This is a genomic window from Streptomyces sp. NPDC093260 (assembly GCF_040683715.1).
GTDB lineage: Bacteria > Actinomycetota > Actinomycetes > Streptomycetales > Streptomycetaceae > Streptomyces > Streptomyces sennicomposti.
Genome location: NZ_JBFBEK010000006.1, coordinates 58,095 through 84,146 on the forward strand (window position 1 = coordinate 58,095; position 26,052 = coordinate 84,146).

The 26,052-nt window shown below is 71.5% G+C and carries 17 protein-coding genes, 1 tRNA gene and 1 pseudogene; 14 read left to right on the forward strand and 5 right to left on the reverse strand.

Annotated elements, in window-relative coordinates:
• Positions 1 to 39 precede the first annotated feature (39 nt).
• Positions 40 to 1,533 carry a 30S ribosomal protein S1 gene (gene rpsA / locus AB0N63_RS09815; RefSeq protein WP_365526582.1) on the reverse strand — a complete coding sequence of 498 codons (1,494 nt, stop codon included), beginning with the start codon at positions 1,531 to 1,533 and terminating at the stop codon, positions 40 to 42.
• A 226-nt stretch (positions 1,534 to 1,759) separates the two neighbouring features.
• On the opposite strand from rpsA, the gene AB0N63_RS09820 reads away from it, so the two are divergent.
• Positions 1,760 to 2,725, forward strand: coding sequence for a class I SAM-dependent methyltransferase (locus AB0N63_RS09820; RefSeq protein ID WP_365526584.1), 966 nt, complete (start codon positions 1,760 to 1,762; stop codon positions 2,723 to 2,725).
• A gap of 88 nt (positions 2,726 to 2,813) precedes the next feature.
• Positions 2,814 to 5,507 carry an ATP-dependent helicase C-terminal domain-containing protein gene (locus AB0N63_RS09825; protein WP_365526586.1) on the forward strand — a complete coding sequence of 898 codons (2,694 nt, stop codon included), beginning with the start codon at positions 2,814 to 2,816 and terminating at the stop codon, positions 5,505 to 5,507.
• Between the two features lie 75 nt (positions 5,508 to 5,582).
• On the opposite strand, the gene AB0N63_RS09830 is transcribed toward AB0N63_RS09825, so the two are convergent.
• On the reverse strand, positions 5,583 to 7,409 hold the full coding sequence (locus tag AB0N63_RS09830; RefSeq protein ID WP_365526589.1) for a lytic transglycosylase domain-containing protein: 1,827 nt from the start codon (positions 7,407 to 7,409) through the stop codon (positions 5,583 to 5,585).
• Between the two features lie 283 nt (positions 7,410 to 7,692).
• On the opposite strand from AB0N63_RS09830, the gene AB0N63_RS09835 reads away from it, so the two are divergent.
• Positions 7,693 to 8,598, forward strand: coding sequence for a DUF4184 family protein (locus tag AB0N63_RS09835; RefSeq protein ID WP_365526592.1), 906 nt, complete (start codon positions 7,693 to 7,695; stop codon positions 8,596 to 8,598).
• A 1,138-nt stretch (positions 8,599 to 9,736) separates the two neighbouring features.
• Here AB0N63_RS09835 and polA read toward each other — a convergent pair.
• Positions 9,737 to 12,463 carry a DNA polymerase I gene (gene polA, locus AB0N63_RS09840; protein ID WP_365526594.1) on the reverse strand — a complete coding sequence of 909 codons (2,727 nt, stop codon included), beginning with the start codon at positions 12,461 to 12,463 and terminating at the stop codon, positions 9,737 to 9,739.
• A 286-nt stretch (positions 12,464 to 12,749) separates the two neighbouring features.
• Here polA and AB0N63_RS09845 point away from each other — a divergent pair, with 286 nt between their 5' ends.
• The 9 genes from AB0N63_RS09845 to AB0N63_RS09885 all read left to right on the forward strand — a co-directional run bounded on the left by AB0N63_RS09845 (position 12,750) and on the right by AB0N63_RS09885 (position 23,171).
• Positions 12,750 to 15,029 (forward strand): FdhF/YdeP family oxidoreductase, encoded by a 2,280-nt coding sequence (locus AB0N63_RS09845; protein WP_365526597.1) that lies wholly within the window; start codon positions 12,750 to 12,752, stop codon positions 15,027 to 15,029.
• A 51-nt stretch (positions 15,030 to 15,080) separates the two neighbouring features.
• Positions 15,081 to 15,566, forward strand: a complete 486-nt coding sequence (locus AB0N63_RS09850) for a hotdog fold thioesterase (RefSeq protein WP_365526599.1) — start codon at positions 15,081 to 15,083, stop codon at positions 15,564 to 15,566.
• Positions 15,567 to 15,894: 328 nt separating this feature from the next.
• Positions 15,895 to 16,158, forward strand: a complete 264-nt coding sequence (locus AB0N63_RS09855) for a hypothetical protein (RefSeq protein WP_365526600.1) — start codon at positions 15,895 to 15,897, stop codon at positions 16,156 to 16,158.
• A complete protein-coding gene (locus AB0N63_RS09860) occupies positions 16,155 to 16,913 on the forward strand; it encodes a hypothetical protein (protein ID WP_365526602.1) in 759 nt (252 codons plus the stop codon). Before AB0N63_RS09855 ends, AB0N63_RS09860 begins: the two co-directional genes overlap by 4 nt.
• Before the next feature lie 287 nt (positions 16,914 to 17,200).
• Positions 17,201 to 18,439, forward strand: coding sequence for a branched-chain amino acid ABC transporter substrate-binding protein (locus AB0N63_RS09865; protein WP_365526605.1), 1,239 nt, complete (start codon positions 17,201 to 17,203; stop codon positions 18,437 to 18,439).
• Positions 18,440 to 18,551: 112 nt separating this feature from the next.
• Positions 18,552 to 19,484 (forward strand): branched-chain amino acid ABC transporter permease, encoded by a 933-nt coding sequence (locus AB0N63_RS09870; RefSeq protein ID WP_019984091.1) that lies wholly within the window; start codon positions 18,552 to 18,554, stop codon positions 19,482 to 19,484.
• Positions 19,485 to 19,489: 5 nt separating this feature from the next.
• Entirely contained in the window at positions 19,490 to 21,319 is a 1,830-nt protein-coding gene (locus tag AB0N63_RS09875; protein ID WP_365526609.1) for a branched-chain amino acid ABC transporter permease, read from the forward strand.
• Between the two features lie 5 nt (positions 21,320 to 21,324).
• The gene (locus AB0N63_RS09880; RefSeq protein ID WP_365526611.1) at positions 21,325 to 22,458 is read left to right on the forward strand and encodes an ABC transporter ATP-binding protein; all 1,134 of its coding nucleotides are present in this window, start codon (positions 21,325 to 21,327) and stop codon (positions 22,456 to 22,458) included.
• Positions 22,455 to 23,171: an ABC transporter ATP-binding protein gene (locus AB0N63_RS09885; RefSeq protein WP_019984094.1), complete on the forward strand. Its 717-nt coding sequence runs from the start codon at positions 22,455 to 22,457 to the stop codon at positions 23,169 to 23,171. Before AB0N63_RS09880 ends, AB0N63_RS09885 begins: the two co-directional genes overlap by 4 nt.
• Positions 23,172 to 23,274: 103 nt before the next feature.
• Here AB0N63_RS09885 and AB0N63_RS09890 read toward each other — a convergent pair whose 3' ends face one another.
• On the reverse strand, positions 23,275 to 23,949 hold the full coding sequence (locus AB0N63_RS09890) for a response regulator (protein WP_365526614.1): 675 nt from the start codon (positions 23,947 to 23,949) through the stop codon (positions 23,275 to 23,277).
• 101 nt (positions 23,950 to 24,050) lie between these two features.
• Between AB0N63_RS09890 and AB0N63_RS09895 the strand changes: the two genes are divergently transcribed.
• A tRNA-Leu gene (locus AB0N63_RS09895) sits at positions 24,051 to 24,133 on the forward strand.
• A gap of 200 nt (positions 24,134 to 24,333) precedes the next feature.
• Positions 24,334 to 24,533: pseudogene (locus tag AB0N63_RS09900) on the forward strand (helix-turn-helix domain-containing protein); the annotation flags it as partial.
• A 3-nt stretch (positions 24,534 to 24,536) separates the two neighbouring features.
• Here the strand turns inward: AB0N63_RS09900 and pyk are convergent.
• Complete coding sequence (gene pyk, locus AB0N63_RS09905) at positions 24,537 to 25,979, reverse strand: pyruvate kinase (protein ID WP_365526616.1); 1,443 nt, start codon at positions 25,977 to 25,979, stop codon at positions 24,537 to 24,539.
• Positions 25,980 to 26,052 lie beyond the last annotated feature (73 nt).

Sequence of the window (26,052 nt, forward strand, 5' to 3'; positions counted from 1 at the left end):
GGCCGTGGTCATCGGCTGCTAGCGCCTAGCGGCGAGCGCTCAGCTCTGGCCGCCGGCCAGCTTCTCGCGCAGCGCGGCAAGCGCCTCGTCCGAAGCCAGCGCACCGGAGGTGTCGCCGCCCTCGGAGGAGTACGAACCGCCGCCGGACGCGGCCGGAGCGGCGGCCTCGCCGCCCTCGGCAGCGGCCTGGGCGTCCGCCTCGCGGGACTTGATGACCTGCGCCTGGTGCTGCTCGAAGCGAGTCTGCGCCTCGGCGTACTGGCGCTCCCACTCCTCGCGCTGCTTCTCGTAGCCCTCGAGCCAGTCATTGGTCTCGGGGTCGAAGCCCTCGGGGTAGATGTAGTTGCCCTGGTCGTCGTACGACGCGGCCATGCCGTACAGCGTCGGGTCGAACTCGACCGCCGTCGGGTCGGCGCCGAAGGACTCGTTGGCCTGCTTCAGCGAGAGGCTGATGCGACGGCGCTCGAGGTCGATGTCGATGACCTTGACGAAGATCTCGTCGTTGACCTGGACGACCTGCTCCGGGATCTCCACGTGGCGCTCGGCCAGCTCGGAGATGTGGACCAGACCCTCGATGCCCTCGTCCACGCGGACGAACGCACCGAACGGAACCAGCTTCGTGACCTTGCCGGGCACGACCTGGCCGATCTGGTGGGTGCGGGCGAACTGCTGCCAGGGGTCTTCCTGGGTCGCCTTCAGCGACAGGGAGACGCGCTCGCGGTCCATGTCGACGTCCAGGACCTCGACCGTGACCTCCTGGCCGACCTCGACGACCTCGGAGGGGTGGTCGATGTGCTTCCAGGACAGCTCGGAGACGTGGACCAGACCGTCGACGCCACCCAGGTCCACGAAGGCACCGAAGTTGACGATCGAGGAGACCACACCGGAGCGGACCTGACCCTTCTGGAGGGTCGTGAGGAACGTCTGGCGGACCTCGGACTGGGTCTGCTCCAGCCAGGCGCGGCGGGACAGGACCACGTTGTTGCGGTTCTTGTCCAGCTCGATGATCTTCGCCTCGAGCTCCTTGCCCACGTAGGGCTGGAGGTCGCGGACACGGCGCATCTCGACCAGGGAGGCCGGCAGGAAGCCGCGGAGGCCGATGTCGAGGATGAGACCACCCTTGACGACCTCGATGACGGTACCGGTGACGATGCCGTCTTCTTCCTTGATCTTCTCGATGGTGCCCCAGGCACGCTCGTACTGGGCGCGCTTCTTCGAGAGGATCAGGCGGCCTTCCTTGTCCTCCTTCTGGAGGACCAGGGCCTCGATCTCGTCGCCCACGGCGACGACCTCGTTGGGGTCGACGTCGTGCTTGATCGAGAGCTCGCGGCTCGGGATGACACCTTCGGTCTTGTAACCGATGTCGAGCAGGACCTCGTCCCGGTCGACCTTCACGATGACGCCGTCGACGATGTCGCCGTCGTTGAAGTACTTGATCGTCTCGTCGATCGCGGCGAGGAAGGCTTCCTCGTTACCGATGTCGTTGACCGCTACCTGCGGAGTGGTGGCGGTGGTCTCGGTGCTGCTCGTCATGTGGGAAAGGGCTCCGGTACGGACATTGAAGTCGTAGGTACTGCTTGCGCCAGGAGCCCGTTTCGCTCTGAAGAAGCCGGACAGCCAAAGAAGCACCACACAAAACCGCTGGTGGCGCCTCGAAAACCGAGGGGACATACAACAGACGCGAGCGCAGCCTGCTACGTCTGAGGAGCGCAGGCTCGCAGCGCAACTTGTAGCATACGGGGGCAGCCGGACAGGGTCAATGCGCGAAGCCGCACACGCGGGGCGGTTCGCCGCATATCCGGCGCAGAACCTTCCCTCCCGAGGCCATGCCGACGCCAGGACACCCCTTTCCGGCGGCGCGCCCCGGGGGCGGGTTGGACGGAAGAGTACGACGAGGGAGCCGATCATCCAAGAGCCAGAGCCGTTCGAAACCTCCGATCCGGAGGCCACCCGCCGCGCGGCCGGCGTCACGGAGAGCGTCCGGGCCAACCGGGGCTGGTGGGACCGGAACGCCGACGAGTACCAGGTCGAACACGGCACGTTCCTCGGCGACGACCGCTTCGTGTGGTGCCCCGAGGGGCTGGACGAGGTGGAGGCCGAGCTGCTGGGCCCGCCGGAGGAGCTGAAGGGCCGGGACGTCCTGGAGATCGGCGCCGGCGCTGCGCAGTGCTCGCGCTGGCTGGCCGCACAGGGCGCGCGCCCGGTGGCGCTGGACCTCTCCCACCGCCAGCTCCAGCACGCGCTGCGGATCGGCGGACCGTTCCCGCTGGTGTGCGCGGACGCGGCGGTGCTGCCGTTCGCGGACGGCTCCTTCGACCTGGCGTGCTCGGCCTACGGGGCGCTGCCCTTCGTCGCCGACCCGCGGCTGGTGCTGCGCGAGGTGCGCCGGGTGCTGCGGCCGGGCGGGCGGTTCGTCTTCTCGGTCACGCACCCCATCCGGTGGGCCTTCCCGGACGAGCCGGGCCCGGAGGGGCTGTCGGTGTCCTCCTCCTACTTCGACCGCACGCCGTACGTGGAGCAGGACGAGAAGGGCCTCGCCGTCTACGTCGAGCACCACCGCACGCTGGGCGACCGGATCCGCGACGTGGTGACCTCGGGCTTCCGGCTGGTGGACCTGGTCGAGCCGGAGTGGCCCGACTGGAACACGTCGGAGTGGGGCGGCTGGTCGCCACTGCGCGGGCATCTGATCCCGGGCACGGCGATCTTCGTGTGCGAGCGGGACTGAGGACTTCCGTGGACGAGCGGACTGAGAACTCATAGGTACTGAGAACTCATAGGACGGGTGACGTCCGCCGTCGTACGACACTGGGGACGTGATCCGTTACGACGCTCTGGAGACGCTGCCCGTACGCGGCGCCCTGCCCTCGCTGGACGCAGCGCTGGAGGGGCACGGCACCGCCGTGCTCGTCGCACCGCCCGGCACCGGCAAGACGACGCTGGTGCCGCTGGCCCTGGCCGGCCTGCTGGGCGAGGGACCGGCGCGGCGGGTCGTGGTGGCCGAGCCGCGGCGTATCGCGGCGCGGGCCGCCGCCCGGCGGATGGCGTGGCTGCTGGGCGAGAAACCCGGCGAGAGCGTCGGTCACACGGTGCGCGGGGAGCGGGTCGTCGGGCGGCACACGCGCGTGGAGGTCGTCACGACAGGTGTGCTGCTCCAGCGGCTCCAGCGCGACCAGGAGCTGTCCGGGGTGGACGCGGTGGTGCTGGACGAGTGCCACGAACGGCATCTGGACGCGGACACCGCGGCGGCGTTCCTGTGGGACGTGCGCGAGACGCTGCGGCCGGAACTGCGGCTGGTGGCCGCGTCGGCGACCACGGACGCGCAGGGCTGGGCGCGGCTGCTGGGCGGTGCGCCGGTGGTCGAGGCGGAGGGCGTGTCGCATCCGGTGGAGGTGGTGTGGGCGCCGCCCGCGCGCCCGGTGCGGCCGCCGCACGGGCTGCGGGTGGACCCCGCGCTGCTGGCGCATGTGGCGTCGGTGGTACGGCGGGCGCTGGCCGAGCGGACCGGGGACGTGCTGTGTTTCCTGCCGGGCGTCGGTGAGATCGCCCGGGTCGCCGGTCAGCTCGGCGGCCTCGGCGAGGTGGACGTGCTCCAGGTGCACGGGCGTGCGCCGGCGGAGGTGCAGGAGGCAGTCCTCACGCCGGGGCGGCGACGCCGGGTGGTGCTGGCCACCTCCGTGGCGGAGTCGTCGCTGACTGTCCCCGGGGTGCGGGTGGTGGTCGACTCCGGGCTGGCGCGGGAGCCGCGGGTGGACCACGCGCGCGGGCTGAGCGCGCTGGCGACCGTGCGGGCCTCGCAGGCGGCCGGGCGGCAGCGGGCGGGACGCGCGGGGCGTGAGGCGCCGGGGGCGGTGTACCGGTGCTGGGCGGAGGCTGAGGAGGGACGGCTGCCGCGTTTCCCCGCGCCGGAGATCAAGGTGGCCGATCTGACCGCGTTCGCCCTGCAGGCGGCCTGCTGGGGCGATCCGGACGCCTCCGGGCTGGCGCTGCTGGATCCGCCGCCGGGCGGGGCGATGGCGGCGGCGCGGGACGTGCTGACCGCCGTCGGCGCGGTGGACTCCGCCGGGCGCGCCACCGAGCGGGGGATGCGGCTGGCGCGGCTGGGCGTGCATCCGCGGCTGGGGCGTGCGCTGCTGGACGCCTCCGGCGCGGGGGGCGGGGAGCGGGTCGCGGAGGTCGTCGCGCTGCTGAGCGAGGAGGCGCCGCGGGAGTACGGCGACGATCTCGCCGGTGCGGTGCGGGCCGCTCGCCGCGGAGGTGACGCGTACGCCTCGCGGTGGCGGTCGGAGGTACGGCGGCTGCGGGGTGCCCTGCCGGCGCCGTCGGGACTCTCCCACCCACCCCGGGACTCCGGTGACGAGGTGCCCGCGGGAGCCGGAGTCACAGAGGCGGGAGGAGGCGTGGGCCCGGGTTGGCCGGCACCACGGCCCCTGGTCACCACCCGGCCCGGCACCGTACGGCCCGATTCCGCCGCCCTCCCGACGGCCACGGGCGCGGACTCCCCGCCTCTCGCCCCACACCGAGGCGGACGGGGTTCGGACGAATGGGTCGCCGGGGTCGTGGGGGCGCTGGCGTTTCCCGAGCGGGTGGCCCGGCTGGACGGGGGCTCCTATGTGATGGCCTCCGGGACGCGGGCCGAACCCGCCGAGGGATCGGCGCTGCGGGGCGTGCCCTGGATCGTGGTCGCCGTGGCCGATCGGCCGCTGGGCAGGGCGCACGCGCGGGTGCGGCTCGCCGCCGCGATCGACGAGGACATCGCCCGTTTCGCTGCCGGGGCGCTGCACGAGGAGCGGACGGAGGTCCACTGGTCCGGCGGGGACGTCATCGCGCGGCGGGTCGAGCGGCTCGGCGCGGTGGAACTGACGGCGCGCCCCCTCGCCGACCCTGACCCCGGTCTCGTCCGCGCGGCGCTCCTCGACGGGCTGCGGCAGGAGGGCCTCGGGCTGCTGCGCTGGTCGGCGGAGGCCGAGGTGCTCAGGCGGCGGCTGGCGTTCCTGCACCGGCGGCTCGGCGCGCCGTGGCCCGATGTCGGCGACGACGCGCTGCACGCGCGCGTGGCGGAGTGGCTGGAGCCGGAGCTGAGCCGGGCCCGGCGGCGGGCGGACCTGGCGCGCATCGACGCCGGGCAGGCGCTGGCCCGGTTGCTGCCCTGGGCCTCGGGTGAGGCGGCCCGGCTGGACGAACTCGCCCCCGAACGCATCACCGTCCCCAGCGGCTCCAGGGTCCGCGTCGACTACAGCGACCCCGAGCAGCCCGTGCTCGCGGTGAAACTCCAGGAGATGTTCGGGCTGGACCGGTCGCCGGTCCTCGCCGGGACGCCGGTGCTGGTGCACCTGCTCTCTCCCGCGGGCCGGCCCGCCGCCGTCACCGCCGACCTCGCCTCCTTCTGGCGGGACGGCTACAAGGGCGTACGGGCTGAGTTGCGCGGCCGGTATCCGAAGCATCCCTGGCCCGAGGACCCGGCCGCCGCGGAGCCGACCCGGCACACCAACGCGCGGCTCAGACGCTGAGGGCGTGCGGACGGCGAGGGGCGCCCTGCCGTCGTGGCGGAGGGCGCCCCTGTGTTCAGGTCCGTGCCGTGCGGATCACGAGGACGGCGAGGAACCCGTCGCCGACGGGCTCGGGGCGGTCGACGGGTCGGCGCCCGTGCCGGGGCTCTGGCTCTCGCCCTGGCTGGGGCTCGGCGAGGCGTCGGCGGGTGCGACCTTGAGTTCGACGGTCAGCGTGGCGCCGCCGGCGGTGGTGATGCGGAGCAGGAACGTGCCGGTGGTGTCGTCGGCGTACAGCTTGGGCAGCTTCAGCAGACCCTTGGCGTCCGTGTGCAGGCCCGTCAGGGTGCGGATCGGCTTGCCGTCGGCGTCCTTGAAGTAGGGGCCCTGGGTGCTCTCGGTGGCGTCGTCGGCGGCCTTGATCAAGGTGGCGGCGGCCGCGACCTTGTCGGCGACGGCTCCCTTGTAGGTGGCCTTCACCTCGACCTGGTCGGCGAACTCGCCGCCGGGGACGCAGGTGAGCGGGGTGTCGCCGGTGCGGGCGAGGGCGTCGGCGGCGCGCTCGGTGACGGTGGCCGTGTAGTCGAGGCCCGGCGTCGAGCGGCCGACGACCAGGGCGCGGACGGTGAAGGTGCCGGTCTTCTCGCCCGCCTGGAGCGCGGGCGCGACGGCGACGCCGGAGTCGTCGGTGACGACCGTGGTGACCTTCTCCCCGCCGGTGAAGGCGGCGTCGGTGTCACCGGTGATCACGAACCGGACCCTGACCTTGGCGACGGACTTGCCGGTCTTGGTCTCGGCGCGGGCACTGATCTTCTGGGTGAACGCGTCGCCCGCCATGGCAGTGAGCTTGGGGGTGCCCACGTCCTCGAGGTGGTCCACGATGTCGGTGCGGCTGGGCGGCGGGGTCGGCTTCGACGACGGGGGCGGGGTCGGGGACGGGCTCGTTCCGCCGCCGGGCTTGCCGGGGGTGCTCGGCTTGCCGCTCCCACCCGGAGTGCTCGGGGTACTCGGCCTGTTCTTGGTGGGGACCGACGGGGACGACGGCCCGGGGCTCGTACCGGACGTGCCGGGTGTGCCGCCGGCGCCGGGGCGCTCGGAGGGCACGGTGCCGGTGCCGTCGGGGATCGAGTGGGTGCCCCGGCGGTAGTACTCCATCCAGGACAGGACGGTGTTCAGGTAGTCCTGGGAGGCGTTGTAGCTGAGGATCGCGCTGCGCAGGTCGCGGGCGTCGGACAGGTCCCAGCCGAACCGGCACAGGTAGTGGCCGGTGGCGAGGGCCGCGTCGAAGACGTTGTTGGGGTCCTTCTTGCCGTCGCCGTTGCCGTCCCGGCCCGCCCACTTCCAGGTGGAGGGGATGAACTGCATGGGGCCGACCGCGCGGTCGTACGTGCTGTCGTTGTCGTAGGCGCCGTGGTCGGTGTCGCTGATGTGGGCGAAGCCGACGCCGTTGAGGGCCGGGCCGAGGATCGGGGTGATCGTCGTGCCGTCGGCGGTGACGCGGCCGCCGCCGGCGTGGCCGGACTCCACCTTGCCGATGGCGGCGAGCAGTTGCCAGGGCAGGTTGCAGCCCGGCTTGGCGGTGCGGAGTTCGGCCTCCGCCTTCTTGTAGGCGGCGAGCACGGTGGCGGGTATGCCGGCCTCGGAGGGCGTGTCGGTGACCGGGACGCCGACGGCCGTGCTGGGCGCGGGGCTGGGGCTTTTGAGCGGGGGAAGCGCCGTGTAGTAGTGCGAGTTGCCCGTCGCGGTGTCACCGGCCGGGGGCTGCTCATCGGGAGCGGGCGTCGCGCCGGCGGTGGTCGGTCTTCCCTGGTCCTCGACCGTCACGCCGGGGGCCTCGGAAGCGGAGAGCGCCGCTACGGCCACCGCGGCCACGGCCGTGGTGGCTGCCCCTTTGTAGAGCCTCCTGCCGAAATGCGCCGCCATGGAGTGAACCCCTCCCGTGGACGCCGAGCGTCCGTCCGTGCCTGCCTGTTCGCCCTGTTGTGACGGTTGACCCGCGGTACTGGTTGCCCTCGTGGAGCGTTTTGGGTGGACGACCCAGGTGACCCTACGACAACTTCCTTCCCGAGGGGACTGGTTGGTGCCCGGTTTTCACCGGTTGGCCACTTACTGTTGTGCGGGGCGCGGTGATCGCGGGGCACGCATACTGGGCGGCACCGATCGACGGGCCGCCGGGGCCGGTCATGTCGCCTGCCTGGAGGACGTGTTGCCGTTCACTTTGAGCCATGCGGCGGCCGTGCTGCCGGCGGTGCGCGGGAACGGCGCGGGGCGGTGCCGGCTGACGCCCGCGCTGCTCGTCGCGGGTTCCTTCGCGCCGGACATGACCTATTACGCGGCGAGTGTCCTGCCCGGTGCGATGGAGTTCGGCACGGTGACGCACTCCTTGGCCGGGGTGTTCACGGTGGACGTGCTGACCGCCTGGATGCTGGCGGCGGCGTGGCTACTGGCGCGCGAGCCGCTGGTGGCGCTGTTGCCGGCCGCCTGCCGGGGGCGCTGGGCGGCGCTGACCCGGTGCGGGGCGCCCCGCGCGCGCGTGCGGCCCGCCCCGGTGCTGTGGTGGTACGTCTCGGCGGCGCTGGGCGCGCTGACGCATGTGGTGTGGGACGCGTTCACGCACTTCGACCGGTGGGGGATGCGGGTGTTCCCGGTGCTGGGCCGGCCGCTGGCAGGCGCACCGCTGTACTGGTACCTCCAGTACGGCGGCTCGGCGGTCGCGGCGGTGGTGATCGTCGCGTTCGTGGTGCGCGTCCTGCGGCGGATGCCGGCGGGCGAACCGCGCGGGGTGCCCGTCCTGTCGTCGCGGGACCGGTGGTGGGCCGCGGCGGTGATCGGCGGCTGCGCGGGCGCGGGGGCGGTGCGGCGGGCGGCCCTGTGGTGGGGCGGGCGGTCGGCCGATGGGCGTGACCTGGTGCCGGTGCTGTGCTTCGGCGCGGGCTCCGGGCTGGTGGTGGGGCTGCTGGCCTACGCCGCCGGGGTCAGGATGTGGCGTCCGGCCGCCCGGGTCCGCGACGGGGGCGGTGCGGGTGCCGCGGGGGACGGTCCGGACGCGGCCGGCGTTGCGGCGGCCCGCTCGGCCGGTCCGCGGCCGGAGGCGCCGCGACGAAGACCGTGACGGTACGGACGGGGCCCGGTCTCGGCAGGCGGGCGAGGAACAGGGCGACGTAGCCGCGGGTCAGATCCGCCCACAGACGCCAGGGCAGCGGCTCGCGGGGCGCGAGGCGCTGGCGCAGCCCGGTCGCGGCGCGGCGCAGGGGGGCCGCGAGATCGGTGGGGACGCGGGCGGTGCTTGCACCGGCCGCGAGGGCCGGGACCGGCGGGAGCGGCGCGGCGGGTTCCGCGCCGACTGTTGTCTGGGATACCGCCGGCCGGTGGTTGAGCATGCGTATACCCATGCCCGCATCCTGTCGGTCCGCCCTGGGGCCTGCGTCTTCGCGGGGGCCACGTGAGTGACGGCCCGACCGCGCCGAGGCCCCCGGAAACGCCCCGCTGCCCTTGGGGGACGGGGGCCGCAGGGCATGGGGGCGGGGCTGTCGGGCCGGTGGGGCGGGAAGAGCGGGGGCGGGGTGGATGCCGGGCCGGGGGCGACCGGCCCGGCATCCACCCCACGCGGCGAACGTCGGCAGCCGGCGTGTGACGAGACCCGTCGCCGCCGTGGCGCTCTCCGCGGCGCGAGCCGCCCGCCCGACCGGTGTGCCGGTGCCCGTCGGGCCCGCGGCCCCGGGGCACGGGCCGGGGGGCACCCGCCGACAGGACGCCTGCCTGCCTCAGTCTCTGGGCCCGAGTCCCAGCGGCGACCGCACGCCCACCGGAGTGCCTGCGCCCACCAGCCCCCCGCCCCGGCAGTGGCCGTCCGCCGGGGCCGCCCGCCCGGGACGGGAGCGTCGGCACCGGTCCGCCGTACCCCGCCGCCGACCGAGACGGCCCGGCCCGGCCCGGCCGAGGTGACGGTGCCCACCGGCCCCAAAAGCGTCAGCGGGCCGCTGCTCGCCCGACAGGGGCTCCCCCGCCCATCGGAAGCGGGCCGCACGCCCACCGGGAGTTCCTCCGCCGACAGCCCCCGGCCCCCGGCCCGCAGCCCCCGCAGGAGGAAGCCGTCCGCGCGCAAGGCAGCGCGCCCGTACCGGTCCGCCCCGCCCCCGCCGGGAGCCCGCCCGGGCCGGCCTGGGCGTCGGTGCCCGCAGGCCCCCGGCCCGCGGCATCGGAGTGCCCAGGTCGTCGGCCGGCGGCCCGGGGCGTCCTCTTCGTCGTGGCTAGTGTGCTGCCGACTCCCAGTCCGGGCCCACTCCGACCGAGACGTCCAGCGGTGCGCGGAGCTGGACCGCGCCGGACATCTCGCGGCGGACGATCTCCTCCGTCGCCGCTCGCTCGCCCGGGGCGATCTCCAGGACGATTTCGTCGTGGACCTGGAGGAGCATGCGGGACTTGAGGTCGGCCTCGCGCAGCGCCCGGTCCACGTTCAGCATGGCGATCTTGACGATGTCCGCCGCCGTGCCCTGGATCGGCGCGTTCAGCGCCATCCGCTCGGCCGCCTCGCGGCGCTGGCGGTTGTCGCTGTTGAGGTCGGGCAGATAGCGGCGGCGGCCGAACAGCGTCGCCGTGTAGCCCGTGGCGCGCGCCTCGTCGACCGCGCGGCGCAGATAGTCCCGTACGCCGCCGAACCGCTCGAAGTAGGCGTCCATCAGCGCGCGGGCCTCGGCCGCCTCGATGTTCAGCTGCTGGGAGAGGCCGAAGGCCGACAGCCCGTACGCCAGGCCGTACGACATCGCCTTGATCTTGCGGCGCATCTCCGCGTCCACCGCGGACCGCTCGACGCCGAAGACCTGCGAGGCGGCCGTGGTGTGCAGGTCCTCGCCTGAGGTGAACGCCTCGATCAGGCCCGCGTCCTCGGACAGGTGGGCCATCACCCGCAGCTCGATCTGGCTGTAGTCGGCGGTCATCAGGGACTCGAAGCCCTCGCCCACCACGAAGCCGCGGCGGATGGCCCGGCCCTCGTCGGTGCGGACCGGGATGTTCTGGAGGTTCGGGTCGGTGGAGGACAGCCGGCCGGTCGCGGCGACGGTCTGGTTGAACGTGGTGTGGATCCGGCCGTCCGCCGCGATCGTCTTGATCAGGCCCTCGACGGTGACGCGGAGTTTGGCCTGCTCGCGGTGGCGGAGCATGATCACCGGCAGCTCGTTGTCCGTCTGGGCGGCGAGCCAGGCCAGGGCGTCGGCGTCGGTGGTGTACCCGGTCTTGGTCTTCTTGGTCTTCGGCAGGGCCAGCTCGCCGAAGAGGACCTCCTGGAGCTGCTTGGGCGAGCCGAGGTTGAACTCGTGCCCGGCCGCCGCGTGCGCCTCCTTCACGGCCTGTTGCACCGCGCCGGCGAACATCTGCTCCATGGCTTCGAGGTGCGCCCGGTCGGCGGCGATGCCGTGCCGCTCCATGCGGGCCAGCAGCGCGGAGGTGGGCAGCTCCATGTCGCGCAGCAGATCGGCCGCGCCGACCTCTTCGAGCCGGCCCTCGAAGGCCTCGCCGAGGTCGAGGATGGCGCGGGCCTGGATCATCAGCGTCTCCGCCTCGGCGGCCTCGTCCGCGCCGAAGGCGAGCTGGCCGTCGGCCGCGGCGGCGGGCGCCAGCTCGCGGTGCAGGTACTCCAGGGACAGCGCGTCCAGCGCGAAGGAGCGGCGGCCCGGCTTGACCAGGTAGGCGGCGAGCGCGGTGTCCATGCGGACGCCGTCCACGCTCCAGCCGTGCTCGGCCAGGACCCGCATCGCGCCCTTGGCGTCGTGGAACACCTTGGGGCGGTCGGCGTCGGCCAGCCACGCCGCGAACGCGGTCTCGTCCGCCTCGTCCAGCTGCGCGGGGTCGAACCAGGCCGCGCTGCCGTCGGCGGCTGCGAGCGCCACCTCGGCGACCGAGCCCGTGCCGAGCGCCCAGGCGTCGACGGTGGCCACGCCGAGCGTCCCGGTGCCGTGCCCGGCCAGCCAGGGGGCCAGCTCGCCGGTGCCGAGGACCGTGCCGTCCAGTTCCACGCCGGCCGCCGCGATCGGGGTGGTCTCGGCCTCCTCGGCGCCCGGGTCCACGGCGAAGAGCCGCTCGCGCAGCGAGGGGTTGCGGATCTCCAGGGAGTCCAGGACCGTGGCGACGGCCTTGCGGTCGTACGCCGTCCTGGCGAGGTCGGCGACCGTCTTGGGCAGGTCGACGTTGCGCTCCAGCTCGGTGAGGCGGCGGTTGAGCTTGACGGACTCCAGGTGGTCGCGGAGGTTCTGTCCGGCCTTGCCCTTGACCTCGTCGGCCCGCTCGACCAGCTCCGCGAAGGAGCCGAACTGGTTGATCCACTTCGCGGCGGTCTTCTCGCCGACGCCGGGGATGCCGGGCAGGTTGTCGGACGGGTCGCCGCGCAGCGCCGCGAAGTCCGGGTACTGCGCCGGCGTCAACCCGTACTTCTCCACGACCTTCTCCGGGGTGTACCGGGTCAGCTCGGAGACGCCCTTGGTGGGGTACAGCACCGTGGTGTGCTCGGAGACCAGCTGGAAGGAGTCGCGGTCGCCGGTGACGATCAGCACCTCGAAGCCCTCGGCCTCGGCCCGGGTGGCGAGGGTGGCGATGATGTCGTCGGCCTCGAAGCCCTCGACGGCGAAGCGCTCGGCGTGCATGGCGTCCAGCAGCTCGCCGATCAGCTGGACCTGGCCCTTGAACTCGTCGGGGGTCTTGGAGCGGTTCGCCTTGTACTCCGTGAACTCCTCCGAGCGCCAGGTCTTGCGGGACACGTCGAACGCGACCGCGAAGTGCGTGGGCGCCTCGTCACGCAGCGTGTTGGCCAGCATCGACGCGAAGCCGTAGATCGCGTTCGTCGGCTGGCCCGTCGCGGTGGTGAAGTTCTCCGCGGGCAGCGCGAAGAACGCGCGGTAGGCCAGCGAGTGCCCGTCCATGAGCATCAGCCGGGGACGGGTACCGCCGGAGGTCTTGTCGGTCTTCTTCGATGCTGTCTCTGCCACGTCCCCGATCCTGCCACGGACCACTGACAGCCGTGACGCACCCGCTCCCCGCCCCGCGCCGCATCCGGTCCCGCTCCCCGCCCGCGCCGCATCCGGTCCCGTTCCTCGGCCACGGAACGGTCCGCTCCCGTCTTCCCACCCGGCAGTTCCGTCCCGCTCCCCCGTCCGCCCGGCCGCGGCGTTGTCGGTGGTGCGTGGGAGGATCGGAGGACTCCTGGCGGGCGGGCCGCCGGAGGACACCACACGCGCAGCACGCACCGTGTGCGCCGTCGAAGGGGAGGGTGCGATGGCCACGAAACCGCCCAAGGGCGATCCGGTCCAGGACGCGCCGCAGGTCGCCGAGCCCAAGCACGCGGCGGCGGGGCTCCCGGCCATCGGGCACACCCTGCGCGTCGCCCAGCGGCAGATGGGCGTGCGCCGCACCGCGCTGACCCTGCTGCGGGTCAACCAGAAGGACGGCTTCGACTGCCCGGGCTGTGCCTGGCCCGAGCCGGAGCACCGGCACACGGCGGAGTTCTGCGAGAACGGCGCGAAGGCGGTCGCCGAGGAGGCCACCCTGCGCCGGGTCACCCCGGAGTTCTTCGCCGAGCACTCCGTGGCCGATCTGGCCGGCCGCAGCGGCTACTGGCTCGGCCAGCAGGGGCGGCTCACCCACCCCATGTACCTGCCCGAGGGCGCCGACCGCTACGAGCCGGTGACCTGGGAACGCGCCTTCGACATCGTCGCCGAGGAGCTCGCCGCCCTCGCCTCCCCCGACGAGGCCGTCTTCTACACCTCGGGCCGCACCAGCAACGAGGCCGCGTTCCTCTACCAGCTGTTCGCCCGCGAGCTGGGCACCAACAACCTGCCCGACTGCTCCAACATGTGCCACGAGTCCTCCGGCTCGGCGCTGTCGGAGACGATCGGCGTCGGCAAGGGCAGCGTCCTGCTGGACGACGTCCACCAGGCCGACCTGATCATCGTCGCCGGGCAGAACCCGGGCACCAACCACCCCCGGATGCTCTCCGCCCTGGAGAAGGCCAAGGCGAACGGCGCACGGATCATCAGCGTCAACCCGCTGCCCGAGGCGGGCCTGGAGCGCTTCAAGAACCCGCAGACCCCCAAGGGGCTGGCGGCCGGCGCCGCGCTCACGGACCTGTTCCTGCAGATCCGCATCGGCGGCGACCAGGCCCTCTTCCGCCTCCTCAACAAGCTGATCCTCGACACCGAGGGCGCCGTCGACGAGCTGTTCGTGCGCGAGCACACCCATGGCTTCGAGGAGTTCGCCGCGGCCGCCCGCGCCGCCGACTGGGACGAGACGCTGCGGGCGACCGGCCTCACCCGCGCGGAGATCGACCGCGCCTTCGAGATGGTCCTCGCCTCCCGGCGCACGATCGTGTGCTGGGCGATGGGCCTGACCCAGCACAAGCACTCCGTGCCCACCATCCGCGAGGTCGTCAACTTCCTGCTGCTGCGCGGCAACATCGGCCGCACGGGCGCGGGCGTGTGCCCGGTGCGCGGCCACTCCAACGTGCAGGGGGACCGCACGATGGGCATCTTCGAACGCCCCGCGCCGGCCTTCCTGGACGCGCTGGAGAAGGAGTTCGGCTTCGCGCCGCCGCGCGAGCACGGCTACGACGTGGTCCGGGCCATCCGTGCCCTGCGCGACGGCGAGGCCAAGGTGTTCTTCGCGATGGGCGGCAACTTCGTCTCCGCCTCCCCCGACACCGACGTCACCGAGGCCGCCATGCGCCGCGCCCGGCTGACCGTGCACGTGTCGACCAAGCTCAACCGCTCCCACGTCGTCACCGGAGCGCGCGCCCTGATCCTGCCCACCCTCGGCCGCACCGAGCGCGACGTGCGGGAGGGCGGCGAGCAGTTCGTCACCGTCGAGGACTCCATGGGCATGGTGCACGCCTCCCGCGGCCGTCTGGAGCCCGCGAGCCCTCACCTGCTGTCCGAGCCGGCCATCGTGGCCCGTCTGGCCCGCCGGGTGCTCGGCGCGGGCAGCGTGGTGCCGTGGGAGGAGTTCGAGCGCGACTACGCCGCGATCCGCGACCGGATCTCCCGGGTCGTGCCCGGCTTCGAGGACTTCAACGCGCGCGTGGCCCGCCCCGGCGGCTTCGCGCTGCCGCACGCCCCGCGCGACGAGCGCCGCTTCCCCACGGCCACCGGCAAGGCCAACTTCACCGCCGCACCCGTCGAGTACCCGGAGCTGCCCGAGGGCCGGCTGCTGCTCCAGACACTGCGCTCGCACGACCAGTACAACACCACGATCTACGGCCTCGACGACCGCTACCGCGGCATCCGGGGCGGCCGCCGGGTGGTCCTGGTCAACCCCGAGGACGCGCGTGCGCTCGGGCTGGCCGACGGGTCGTACGTCGATCTCGTCGGCGAGTGGAAGGACGGGCTGGAGCGGCGCGCCCCCGGCTTCCGGGTCGTGCACTACCCGACGGCCCGGGGCTGCGCGGCGTCGTACTACCCGGAGACGAACGTCCTGGTGCCGCTGGACGCCACCGCGGACACCAGCAACACCCCGGCCAGCAAGTCCGTCGTGGTGCGTCTGGAACAATCGGCCACTGACTGAGCGCTCGCTCAGTCGTGTAGTGGCCGATCGACGACGGACGGAGCCGGTTTCATGGGCGAGCAGCACGACGTGAAGTTCCCGCAGGAGGTCATCGACGAGTACGCCGCGCTCGGCGTCGATCTGCCCGCCCTGTTCTCCGCCGGGCACCTCGGTACGCGGATGGGCGTCCAGATCCTGGAGGCGTCCGCCGAGCGCGTCGTCGCCACGATGCCGGTGGAGGGCAACACCCAGCCCTACGGGCTGCTGCACGGCGGGGCCTCCGCCGTGCTGGCGGAGACGCTGGGCTCGGTCGGTGCGATGCTGCACGGCGGCAGTTCCAAGATCGCCGTGGGCGTCGATCTGAACTGCACCCACCACCGGGGGGTGCGCTCCGGTCTGGTGACGGGGGTGGCCACTCCGGTGCACCGGGGGCGCTCGACGGCGACCTACGAGATCGTGATCAGCGACGAGCAGGGCCGGCGGGTGTGCAGTGCGCGGCTGACGTGCCTGCTGCGGGACGTGAACCCGGGTGAGGCGCAGGCGCCTGCGGCGGGCTGAGCCCGGCCTCCCCGGGGGCGGAGTGCCGTGCGGCGGGCGCCCGGGCGGAGCGGGCGGCGCCGTGGCTGTTCGTTTCGTTGCCCGGGGGCGTTGTACGGCCTAGCTTCGTCGCATGGGGACGCGTGGAGGCCCGCGGTTCCGGGCCGCGGTGCTCGCAGGACGACTCGCGCCGGTGCTTCTGGCGGGCGTGCTGTCGGCCGGCTGCGCCGGCGGCACGCCCGCCACCGGACACGGCGGCGCCCCGCCCCCGACACCCAGTGCACCTCCGCACCCGGCCTCGGGCCGCCCCTCGGCCCCGCCCCCGGCGCCGTCCTCGCCGTCACCTCGGGTGACCTCCCCCGCGGAGCTGTGCACCGGAGTCGTCGCGTACTGGTCGCGGAAGGTGCTGGACGAGGACACCTACGGCGACTACCAGTCGATGGGGCTGTCCAACACCCAGTACGAGATCCTGCGCCGGGTCGTGGCCGCCGCCCGCCCCGTGCGGCTGCGCCAAGGGGTGGATGCGGCACAGCACCTGATAGATCGTCAGGCACGTACGGACTGTGCCGACCGGTACCGCGACGGCGCATCCGGCAAGGGGCCCTGGCAGTGAGCGGCATCGGCCCCGTCGAACCGGGCGAGGGCACCCGCGCACGGCGCACCGGGCCACCCGAAGCCCCCTACGCTCCCTGCGACTCGACGACTCCTGACGGCCCGTACACCCCGCAGGACCCGCACAACGCGCACAGCGCTCACAGGCCCCTCGCGCCCGCCCCGCCGTTCCAGCGCCGCTACCCCGCCGCAGGCCTGCGCGCACACCTGCGTGCGATCCTCCGCGCCCGCCCCGGCGACCACCCCCGCAGCGCCCTTCTCACCGCCGCCGCGCTCGCCGCCCTCCTGACCTGCGGCGGTCTCCTGTATGCCACCCGGGAGCAGCGACCGCCGCACCCCGCCCCGCCGTTGCCCGCACCGCCGTACCCCTCGCAGGTGGTCGACGTCTCCTATCTGGAACCGGCGGCCACACCGCCCGGCGCACCGCCTGGCAGCTTCAGTTTCGCGCTGCTGGTGAGTGTGGAATCCGGGCCTCCGGTCACCGTGACCGCACTGGACCAGCCCTACGCGGGTCTTTCGCTGACCTCCGCGCCCCGTCCGCCTTTCCGGACGGCGGCGGGTTCCGCACACAAGATCGTCATCACCATGCATGTCATGGAATGCGGGAAAGTTCCGGAGAATGCCGGACTCCCTTTCCTGGATGTAACACTGCGTAATATCCGCGCAATGGAGGTCCAGAGTTTCATCCTGGGGTCACGCTATGCGCACGCCCTCTCCGAGGCGCTACAGGTCGCCTGCGGCAACGTTTCCCGGTAATCACCAAAACACCTTACACACCTGAACACAGCCCGGCGCGTCCTGCGGGTTCTCAGAATGCGGACGGGGCGAATCGGCCTGAATTCCGCTGTTCCACCCACCGAGTACCGCTCTGCAATACGTCGTGTCATAACAAGAACGTCACAGCATTGGCCAGACCCTCCTCCCGGTTCCCCAGGCCCGCCTAGAGTCACCGCCAGTCACCGCACGGTCGGAAAATCTCTTCGGGCCGGCGCTCGACTCGGCCCCTTCCAGGGGGGAGGGCCGTGCAAGGGAAAGGACTGACCGTGCGTCAACGTTCGCTCATCGCCATCACCGCCGCGCTGGCTGCGGGAGCACTCACCCTCACCGCCTGTGGCTCCCGGGACGGGAACAAGGACTCCGGCTCCGGTGACGGCGGCGGCGGCGGAACCACCGTCACCATCGGCGTCGACGCCCCGCTGACCGGAGACCTGTCCGCCCTCGGCCTCGGCATCAAGAACTCCGCCGACCTCGCCGTCAAGACCGCCAACAAGAAGAACTACGTCAAGGGCGTCACCTTCAAACTCGAGGCCCGTGACGACCAGGCCCAGCCTTCTTCCGGTCAGCAGAACGCGACCACGTTCGTCGCCGACAAGAGCGTCCTCGGCGTCGTCGGCCCGCTGAACTCCTCCGTCGCCGAATCGATGCAGAAGGTCTTCGACGACGCGAAACTGGCCGAGGTCTCCCCGGCCAACACCGGCCCCTCCCTCACCCAGGGCCCCGACTGGCGCACCAAGAAGGTCCGCCAGCACCCGTCGTACTTCCGTACCGCGACCACGGACGCCATCCAGGGCCCGTTCGCCGCCCAGTACGTCTACAACGACGCCAAGAAGAAGAAGGTCTTCGTCATCGACGACAAGAAGACCTATGGCGCGGGCCTGGCCGGCACCTTCACCGACGAGTTCAAGAAGCTCGGCGGCCAGGTCGTCGGCACCGAGCACATCAATCCGGACACCAAGGACTTCTCCGCGGTCGCCACCAAGGTCAAGAACTCCGGCGCCGACGTCGTCTACTACGGCGGCGAGTACCCGCAGGCCGGCCCGCTCAGCAAGCAGATCAAGGCCGCCGGCGCCAAGATCCCGCTGGTCGGCGGCGACGGCATCAACGACGCCACCTACGCCAAGCTGGCCGGCCCGTCCGCCGCCGGCGACCTCGCCACCTCCGTCGGCGCCCCCGTCGAGAAGCTCGACTCCGCCAAGCAGTTCGTGTCCGACTACAAGGCAGCCGGCTACAAGGAGGAGTACGCGGCCTACGGCGGCTACTCCTACGACTCGGCCTGGGCCATCATCGAGGCCGTCAAGAAGGTCGTCGACGACAACGGCGGCAAGCTCCCCGACGACGCCCGCGCCAAGGTCACCGAGGCCATGGCCAAGGTCTCCTTCGACGGTGTGACCGGCAAGGTCTCCTTCGACGAGTTCGGTGACGCGACCAACAAGCAGCTCACCGTCTACAAGGTCGACAACGGCGCCTTCGTGCCCGTGAAGTCGGGCACCTTCACCGGCTGACCCACACCCACACCGCTCAACAGCCGCGCGGGGCGTCGTTCCACTGGCGCCCCGCGCGGACTCACATCACGGTCACATCCGTCGAACGTCCGAAAGTCTCGGAGGACATGCGGTGAACGAACTGCCGCAGCAGCTGGTCAACGGCCTGCTACTGGGATCCATGTACGGGCTGGTCGCCATTGGCTACACGATGGTCTACGGCATCGTCCAGCTCATCAACTTCGCCCACGGCGAGATATTCATGACCGGCGCCTTCGGCGCCCTCACGGTCTACGTCTACATCCTGCCCGACGGCACCTCCATGTGGCTCGCGCTGCCCTGCATGCTCATCGGCGCGATCATCGTCGCCGTCCTGGTCGCCATCGGGGCGGAACGGTTCGCCTACCGGCCCCTGCGCTCCGCCCCCCGCCTCGCCCCCCTCATCACCGCCATCGGCCTCTCCCTCGCCCTGCAACAGGCCGTATGGGCGTGGTACCCCGACGCAAAGTCCGCCCGGCCCTTCCCGCAGATCCCCGGCGGCCCCTTCCACATCGGCAACGTCACCATCCAGACCGGCGACGTCTTCCTGCTGCTCGCCGCCCCCATCAGCATGGCCGTCCTCGGCTACTTCGTCATGAAGACCCGCACCGGACGCGGCATGCAGGCCACCGCCCAGGACCCCGACACCGCCAAACTCATGGGCGTCAACACCGACCGCATCATCGTGGTCGCCTTCGCCCTCGGCGCCGCCTTCGCCGCCGTCGGCGGCCTCGCCGACGGCCTCAAGTACGGCCAGATCGACTTCAAGATGGGCTTCATCCTCGGCCTCAAAGCGTTCACCGCGGCAGTCCTCGGCGGCATCGGCAACATCTACGGCGCCATGATCGGCGGCCTCGTCCTCGGCGTCGCCGAGACCCTCGCCACCGCCTACATCGCCGACATCCCCGGCATGGACAAGTTCGGCAGCAACACCTGGGCCGACGTCTGGGCCTTCGTACTCCTCATTCTCGTGCTCCTCTTCAGGCCCCAGGGCCTGCTCGGCGAGCGCGTCGCGGACAGGGCGTGACACCGATGACCACACAGACCACCGCACCCGAGACCCCCAGCACCCCCACCACCGGCACACCCGCCACCGGCCTGATCGCCCTCCCCGAACACATCGGCCGCGCCCTCGCCACCGGCGGCGCCGTCCTCACCATCGTCGCCACCTTCCTCGCCTGGACCTGGACCACCGAATTCCCCGGCGACCTCACCGTCTACGGCTACCCGGGCGGCCTCCAGGTCCTCGTCCTCATCGGCGGCGCCCTCACCGCCCTCTTCGCCGTCGCCTCCTACGGCGTCAAGGGCCTGCGCTGGCTCACCCCCGGCAGCGCCGACGCCGCGATCAAGCTCGCCGCACTCGCCACCTTCGCCACCGCCTGGTACACCGTCATCGCCATCAGCACCGAACTCGGCGGCGTCGTCAACCTCGAACCCGGCGGCTACATCGTCGCCCTCACCACCCTCACCACCCTCACCGGCGCCCTCGCCCTGCCCTTCCACCGCCCCGAACCCGACCCCATCGACCCCGACAGCACCAGCTGGGAACACCTCCGGCACCACCTCGCCCACGCGTGGGACACCACCAAGGCCGTCTTCGCCGCCGACGCCCCACGCCCCGCACGCACCCTGCCGTCCTACGCCGAAATCCTCATCATCGTCGCCATGATGGCCCTCGGCCTGACCGTCTTCACCTACGGCATCGGCACCCCCTACGACGAACTCTTCGTCGGCTTCCTCATCATCGCCGGCTTCGGCTTCGCCGCCCTCAACAAAGCCGGCCTCATCGCCCACGCCTCCCAGATCGCCGCCCGCCACCAGAACATCTCCATCTGCGGCGCCTTCATCGCCGCCGCCCTCTTCCCCTTCACCCAGACCGACGACCAGTACGCCACCCTCGGCGTCTACATCCTCATCTTCGCCACCGTCGCCCTCGGCCTGAACATCGTCGTCGGCCTCGCCGGACTCCTCGACCTCGGCTACGTCGCCTTCCTCGGCGTCGGCGCCTACGCCGCAGCCCTCGTCTCCGGCTCCCCCAACTCCCCCTTCGACGTCCACTTCCCCTTCTGGGCGGCCGTCCTCGTCGGCGGCGCCGCCTCCCTCGTCTTCGGCGTCCTCATCGGCGCCCCCACCCTGCGCCTGCGCGGCGACTACCTCGCCATCGTCACCCTCGGCTTCGGAGAGATCTTCCGCATCACCGTCAACAACCTCGACGGCACCTCCGGACCCGACCTGACCAACGGCTCCAACGGCATCGCCTCCATCCCCAACCTCGACGTCCTCGGCTTCGACTTCGGCACCCAGCACGACATCGGCGGCTTCGCCATCGGCCGCTTCGCCAACTACTTCTTCCTGATGCTCATCATCACCGCCGTCGTCGTCCTCGTCTTCCGACGCAGCGGCAACTCCCGCATCGGCCGCGCCTGGGTCGCCATCCGCGAGGACGAGACCGCCGCCCTCGCCATGGGCATCAACGGTTTCCGCGTCAAACTCATCGCCTTCGCCGTCGGCGCCTCCCTCGCCGGCCTCGCCGGCACCGTCCAAGCCCACGTCACCTACACCGTCACCCCCGAGCAGTACCTCTTCGCCGGCGCCGTCCCGCCCAACTCCGCCTTCCTCCTCGCCGCCGTCGTCCTCGGCGGCATGGGCACCATCGCCGGCCCCCTCATCGGCGCCGCACTGCTGTTCCTCATCCCCAACAAACTCCAGTTCCTCGGCAACTACCAACTCTTCGCCTTCGGACTCGCACTCATCCTGCTCATGCGCTTCCGCCCCGAAGGCATCGTCCCCAACCGCCGCCGCCAACTGGAATTCCACGAAGAGGCCGACGCGCCCGCGGTCCTCGGCAAGACAGGGGCCTGACCACCATGACCACCGACACCACCACCAAGGACACCGCACCGGGCGCCACCGCCCCCGGCACCACCGTCCTCGACGCACGCGGCGTCACCATGCGCTTCGGCGGCCTCACCGCCGTACGCGGCGTCGACCTCACCGTGGGCGCCGGCGAGATCGTCGGACTCATCGGCCCCAACGGCGCCGGCAAGACCACCTTCTTCAACTGCCTCACCGGCCTCTACGTCCCCACCGAAGGCGAAGTCCGCTACAAAGGCAACATCCTGCCGCCCAAATCCTTCAAGGTCACCGCAGCCGGCATCGCCCGCACCTTCCAGAACATCCGCCTCTTCGCCAACATGACGGTCCTCGAGAACGTCCTCGTCGGCCGCCACACCCGCACCAAAGAAGGCTTCTGGTCCGCCGTCCTGCGCGGCCCCGGCTTCCACAAGGCCGAAGCAGCCTCCCGCAAACGTGCCATGGAACTCCTCGACTTCGTCGGCCTCGCCGACAAGGCCGACCACCTCGCCCGCAACCTCCCCTACGGCGAACAACGCAAACTCGAGATCGCCCGCGCCCTCGCCAGCGAACCCGGACTGCTGCTCCTGGACGAGCCCACCGCCGGCATGAACCCCCAGGAGACCCGCGCCACCGAAGAACTCGTCTTCGCCATCCGCGACATGGGCATCGCCATCCTCGTCATCGAGCACGACATGCGGTTCATCTTCAACCTCTGCGACCGCGTCGCCGTCCTCGTCCAGGGCGAGAAACTCATCGAGGGCGACAGCGCCACCGTCCAGGGTGACGAACGCGTCATCGCCGCCTACCTCGGCGAACCCTTCGAAGGAGACCCCGGCGCGGAAGAAGCCGCCGAGGTCGGACAAGCCGAGGCCCACGCGGCCGGAGCCCGCGCCGGAACCGCCACCACGGACGGCACCGGCACGGCCACCGACGCCGAACACGCCGGCGCCACCGACAACGCGACGGACACCGAACCCGCCGCGGCGGACAGCGACACCGCGACGGGCGCCGACTCCGCGACATCCGCCGACACCACCGCGGCGGACAGCACCACCACGGCGGACGCCGACAGCACCACCGACACCGCCGCGGACACCGGCGCCACCCGGGACGACACCACGCCCGGCAAGGAGAACGACCGATGACCACACTGCTCGAAGTCGAGGACCTGCGCGTCGCCTACGGCAAGATCGAGGCCGTCAAGGGCATCTCCTTCAAGGTCGAGGCCGGCCAGGTCGTCACCCTCATCGGCACCAACGGCGCCGGCAAGACCACCACCCTGCGCACCCTCTCCGGCCTCCTCAAGCCGGTCGGCGGACAGATCAAGTTCAACGGCAAGTCCCTCAAGAAGGTCCCCGCCCACCAGATCGTCTCCCTCGGCCTCGCCCACTCCCCCGAGGGGCGGCACATCTTCCCCCGCATGACGATCGAGGACAACCTCCGCCTCGGCGCCTTCCTCCGCAAGGACAGGAGCGCCATCGAGAAGGACATCCAGCGCGCCTACGACCTCTTCCCCATCCTCGGGGAACGCCGCAAGCAGGCCGCCGGCACCCTCTCCGGCGGCGAACAGCAGATGCTCGCCATGGGCCGCGCCCTCATGTCCCAGCCCAAACTGCTCATGCTCGACGAGCCCTCCATGGGCCTCTCCCCGATCATGATGCAGAAGATCATGGCGACCATCGCCGAACTCAAGTCCCAGGGCACCACCATCCTGCTCGTCGAGCAGAACGCCCAGGCCGCGCTCTCCCTGGCCGACCAAGGCCACGTCATGGAGGTCGGCAGCATCGTCCTGTCCGGCACCGGACGCGACCTCCTGCACGACGAGTCGGTCCGCAAGGCCTATCTGGGCGAGGACTGAGCACGCACCCGCCGGACCGCACACGACGAGGCCCACACCCCCGCTCAGGGGTGTGGGCCTCGTCGGCACACGTGTGAGACCGGGCCCACGGGACCAGGGACTGCTACTCGGACTTCTCCGACTTCGCGCCCTTGGCCGCCTTCTTCTCCTCGCTGTCCTGGATGACCGCCTCCGCCACCTGCTGCATCGACATACGGCGGTCCATCGACGTCTTCTGGATCCAGCGGAACGCCGCCGGCTCCGTCAGCCCGTACTCCGTCTGCAGCACCGACTTCGCCCGGTCCACCAGCTTGCGCGTCTCCAGCCGCTGGGTGAGGTCCGCGACCTCCTTCTCCAGCTCCTTCAGCTCCGTGAACCGCGAGACGGCCATCTCGATCGCCGGTACCACGTCGCTCTTGCTGAACGGCTTCACCAGATACGCCATCGCACCCGCGTCCCGCGCCCGCTCCACCAGGTCACGCTGCGAGAACGCGGTCAGCATCAGCACCGGCGCGATGCCCTCCTCGGCGATCCTCTCCGCCGCGGAGATGCCGTCGAGCTTCGGCATCTTCACATCGAGGATCACCAGATCCGGACGGTGCTCACGCGCCAGCTCCACCGCCCGCTCACCGTCCCCGGCCTCACCGACGACGGAGTACCCCTCCTCCTCCAGCATCTCTTTGAGATCCAGCCGGATCAGCGCCTCGTCCTCCGCGATGACGACACGGGTCGTCAACGGAGGCACATGCGACTTGTCGTCTTCGGACACGTCCAGGGGCTGGGGCGACTCGGCGGTCACGGGGGCGCTCCTTGTTCCGGGGCGGGGCAGGTACTGCTGCCTATGCAGCCTACCTAGAGGCGCGGACCCGAGCGCACCCGGTACACTCACCGCAGTGCCTCGCCGGGTTGGTGGAACGGTATACACGGAGGTCTCAAACACCTCTGCCCGAGAGGGCTTGCGGGTTCGAGTCCCGCACCCGGTACGCCATCAAGCGGAGGATCACGTTCGCGTGGTCCTCCGCTCTTTGCTGCGTGTCGTCACGCACCGTCACGCAGGCCGGCCACATGAACGATCACCGCACACACCTGCGACAGAAGGCACTGGTTCTCATGCGGGACGGCGTGAGGAACACCGAGGCGGCCCGTCGGCTCGGCGTGCCGCTCGGGACGGTCGGCCACCCCGGGCGAGCGCAAGCGCTACGAGTATCCGCGGTACGTCTTCACCATGTCTCCGACGACATCCGGCGGCTCTCCACCGACACCCTGGATCAGCTCGGCGTGGAGTGGACGCACTGCACCCGCGACGGCAACCCGTACGACATCCCCGTCGCCCGCAGGGCCTCCGTGGCCCTCATGGACGCGCACGTGGGCCCCGAGTACTGACGCTCACCCCTCCCGGGGGCTGTCGTCCTCGCCGATGTGGTGGACGCGGACCAGGTTCGTGGAGCCGGGGACTCCGGGTGGGGAGCCTGCCGTGATCACCACCGCGTCGCCCTTCTCGCAGCGGCCGTGGCGCAGCAGGAGTTCGTCGACCTGGTCGACCATCGCGTCCGTCGAGTCCACCTGGGGACCGAGGAACGTTTCGACGCCCCAGGTCATGCTCAGCTGGGAGCGGGTGGCCGGTTCGGGGGTGAAGGCCAGGAGCGGGATGGGTGAGCGGTAGCGGGAGAGGCGGCGGGCGGTGTCGCCGGACTGGGTGAAGGCGACGAGGTATTTCGCGCCGAGGAAGTCGCCGATCTCGGCGGCGGCGCGGGCGACTGCGCCGCCCTGGGTGCGGGGTTTGTCGTGTTCGGTGAGTGGGGGCAGGCCGGTGGCGAGAAGGGTTTCCTCGGCGGCGGTGATGATCTTCGCCATGGTCCGGACGGTTTGCACCGGGTGGTTGCCGATGCTGGTCTCGGCGGAGAGCATCACGGCGTCGGTGCCGTCGATGACCGCGTTGGCGACGTCGCTGGCTTCGGCGCGGGTGGGGCGGGCGTTGTCGATCATGGAGTCGAGCATCTGGGTGGCGACGATCACCGGTTTGGCGTTGCGCTTGGCGAGTTTGATGGCGCGTTTTTGGACGATGGGAACCTGTTCGAGGGGCATTTCGACGCCGAGGTCGCCGCGGGCGATCATGATGCCGTCGAAGGCGGCGACGATGTCGTCGACGGTTTCGACGGCCTGGGGTTTCTCGATCTTGGCGATGACGGGGAGGCGGCGGCCTTCGTCGTCCATGATGCGGTGGACGTCGAGGATGTCGCGTGCGCTGCGGACGAAGGACAGGGCGATGGCGTCGAAGCCGGTGTGCAGGGCCCAGCGGAGGTCGTCCTCGTCCTTTTTGGAGAGGGCGGGGAGGGAGACGGCGGCGGTGGGGAGGTTGAGGCCCTTGTGGTCGGAGACCATGCCGCCTTGTCTGACCCTGGTGTGGACGCGGGGGCCGTCGATGTGGGTGACTTCGAGGACGACTTTGCCGTCGTCGACGAGGATGCGGTCGCCGGGGGTGACGTCGTCGGCGAGGCCGGCGTAGGTGGTGCCGCAGATGTGGCGGTCGCCAAGGACGCCTTCTTCGACGGTGATGGTGAAGGTGTCGTCGCGTTCGAGGAGGACGGGGCCTTCGTGGAAGCGGTCGAGGCGGATCTTGGGGCCCTGGAGGTCGGCGAGGATGCCGACGCTGCGGCCGGTCTCGTCGGCGGCGCGGCGTACGTGCTGGTAGCGCTCTTCGTGCTCGGTGTGGGTGCCGTGGCTGAGGTTGAGGCGGGCGATGTCCATTCCGGCGTCGACGAGGGCTTTGATCCGGTCGTAGGTGTCGGTGGCGGGCCCCAGGGTGCAGACGATCTTTGCTCGGCGCATGGTGTGAGCCTAGGCCTTACCGGTGGGTAGCGATTTGGTGTGAGGTGACTGTTCAACGTCCTTTGGATGAAGG

Excerpts from the sequence above, each read along its gene's own strand:
- AB0N63_RS09845 (WP_365526597.1), top strand. The coding sequence starts at position 12,750 with ATGGCCACGAAACCGCCCAAGGGCGATCCGGTCCAGGACGCGCCGCAG.
- AB0N63_RS09830 (WP_365526589.1), bottom strand. The coding sequence starts at position 7,409 with ATGGCGGCGCATTTCGGCAGGAGGCTCTACAAAGGGGCAGCCACCACG.
- AB0N63_RS09875 (WP_365526609.1), top strand. The coding sequence starts at position 19,490 with ATGACCACACAGACCACCGCACCCGAGACCCCCAGCACCCCCACCACC.
- AB0N63_RS09820 (WP_365526584.1), top strand. The coding sequence starts at position 1,760 with ATGCGCGAAGCCGCACACGCGGGGCGGTTCGCCGCATATCCGGCGCAG.
- AB0N63_RS09880 (WP_365526611.1), top strand. The coding sequence starts at position 21,325 with ATGACCACCGACACCACCACCAAGGACACCGCACCGGGCGCCACCGCC.
- AB0N63_RS09850 (WP_365526599.1), top strand. The coding sequence starts at position 15,081 with ATGGGCGAGCAGCACGACGTGAAGTTCCCGCAGGAGGTCATCGACGAG.
- rpsA (WP_365526582.1), bottom strand. The coding sequence starts at position 1,533 with ATGACGAGCAGCACCGAGACCACCGCCACCACTCCGCAGGTAGCGGTC.
- pyk (WP_365526616.1), bottom strand. The coding sequence starts at position 25,979 with ATGCGCCGAGCAAAGATCGTCTGCACCCTGGGGCCCGCCACCGACACC.
- AB0N63_RS09885 (WP_019984094.1), top strand. The coding sequence starts at position 22,455 with ATGACCACACTGCTCGAAGTCGAGGACCTGCGCGTCGCCTACGGCAAG.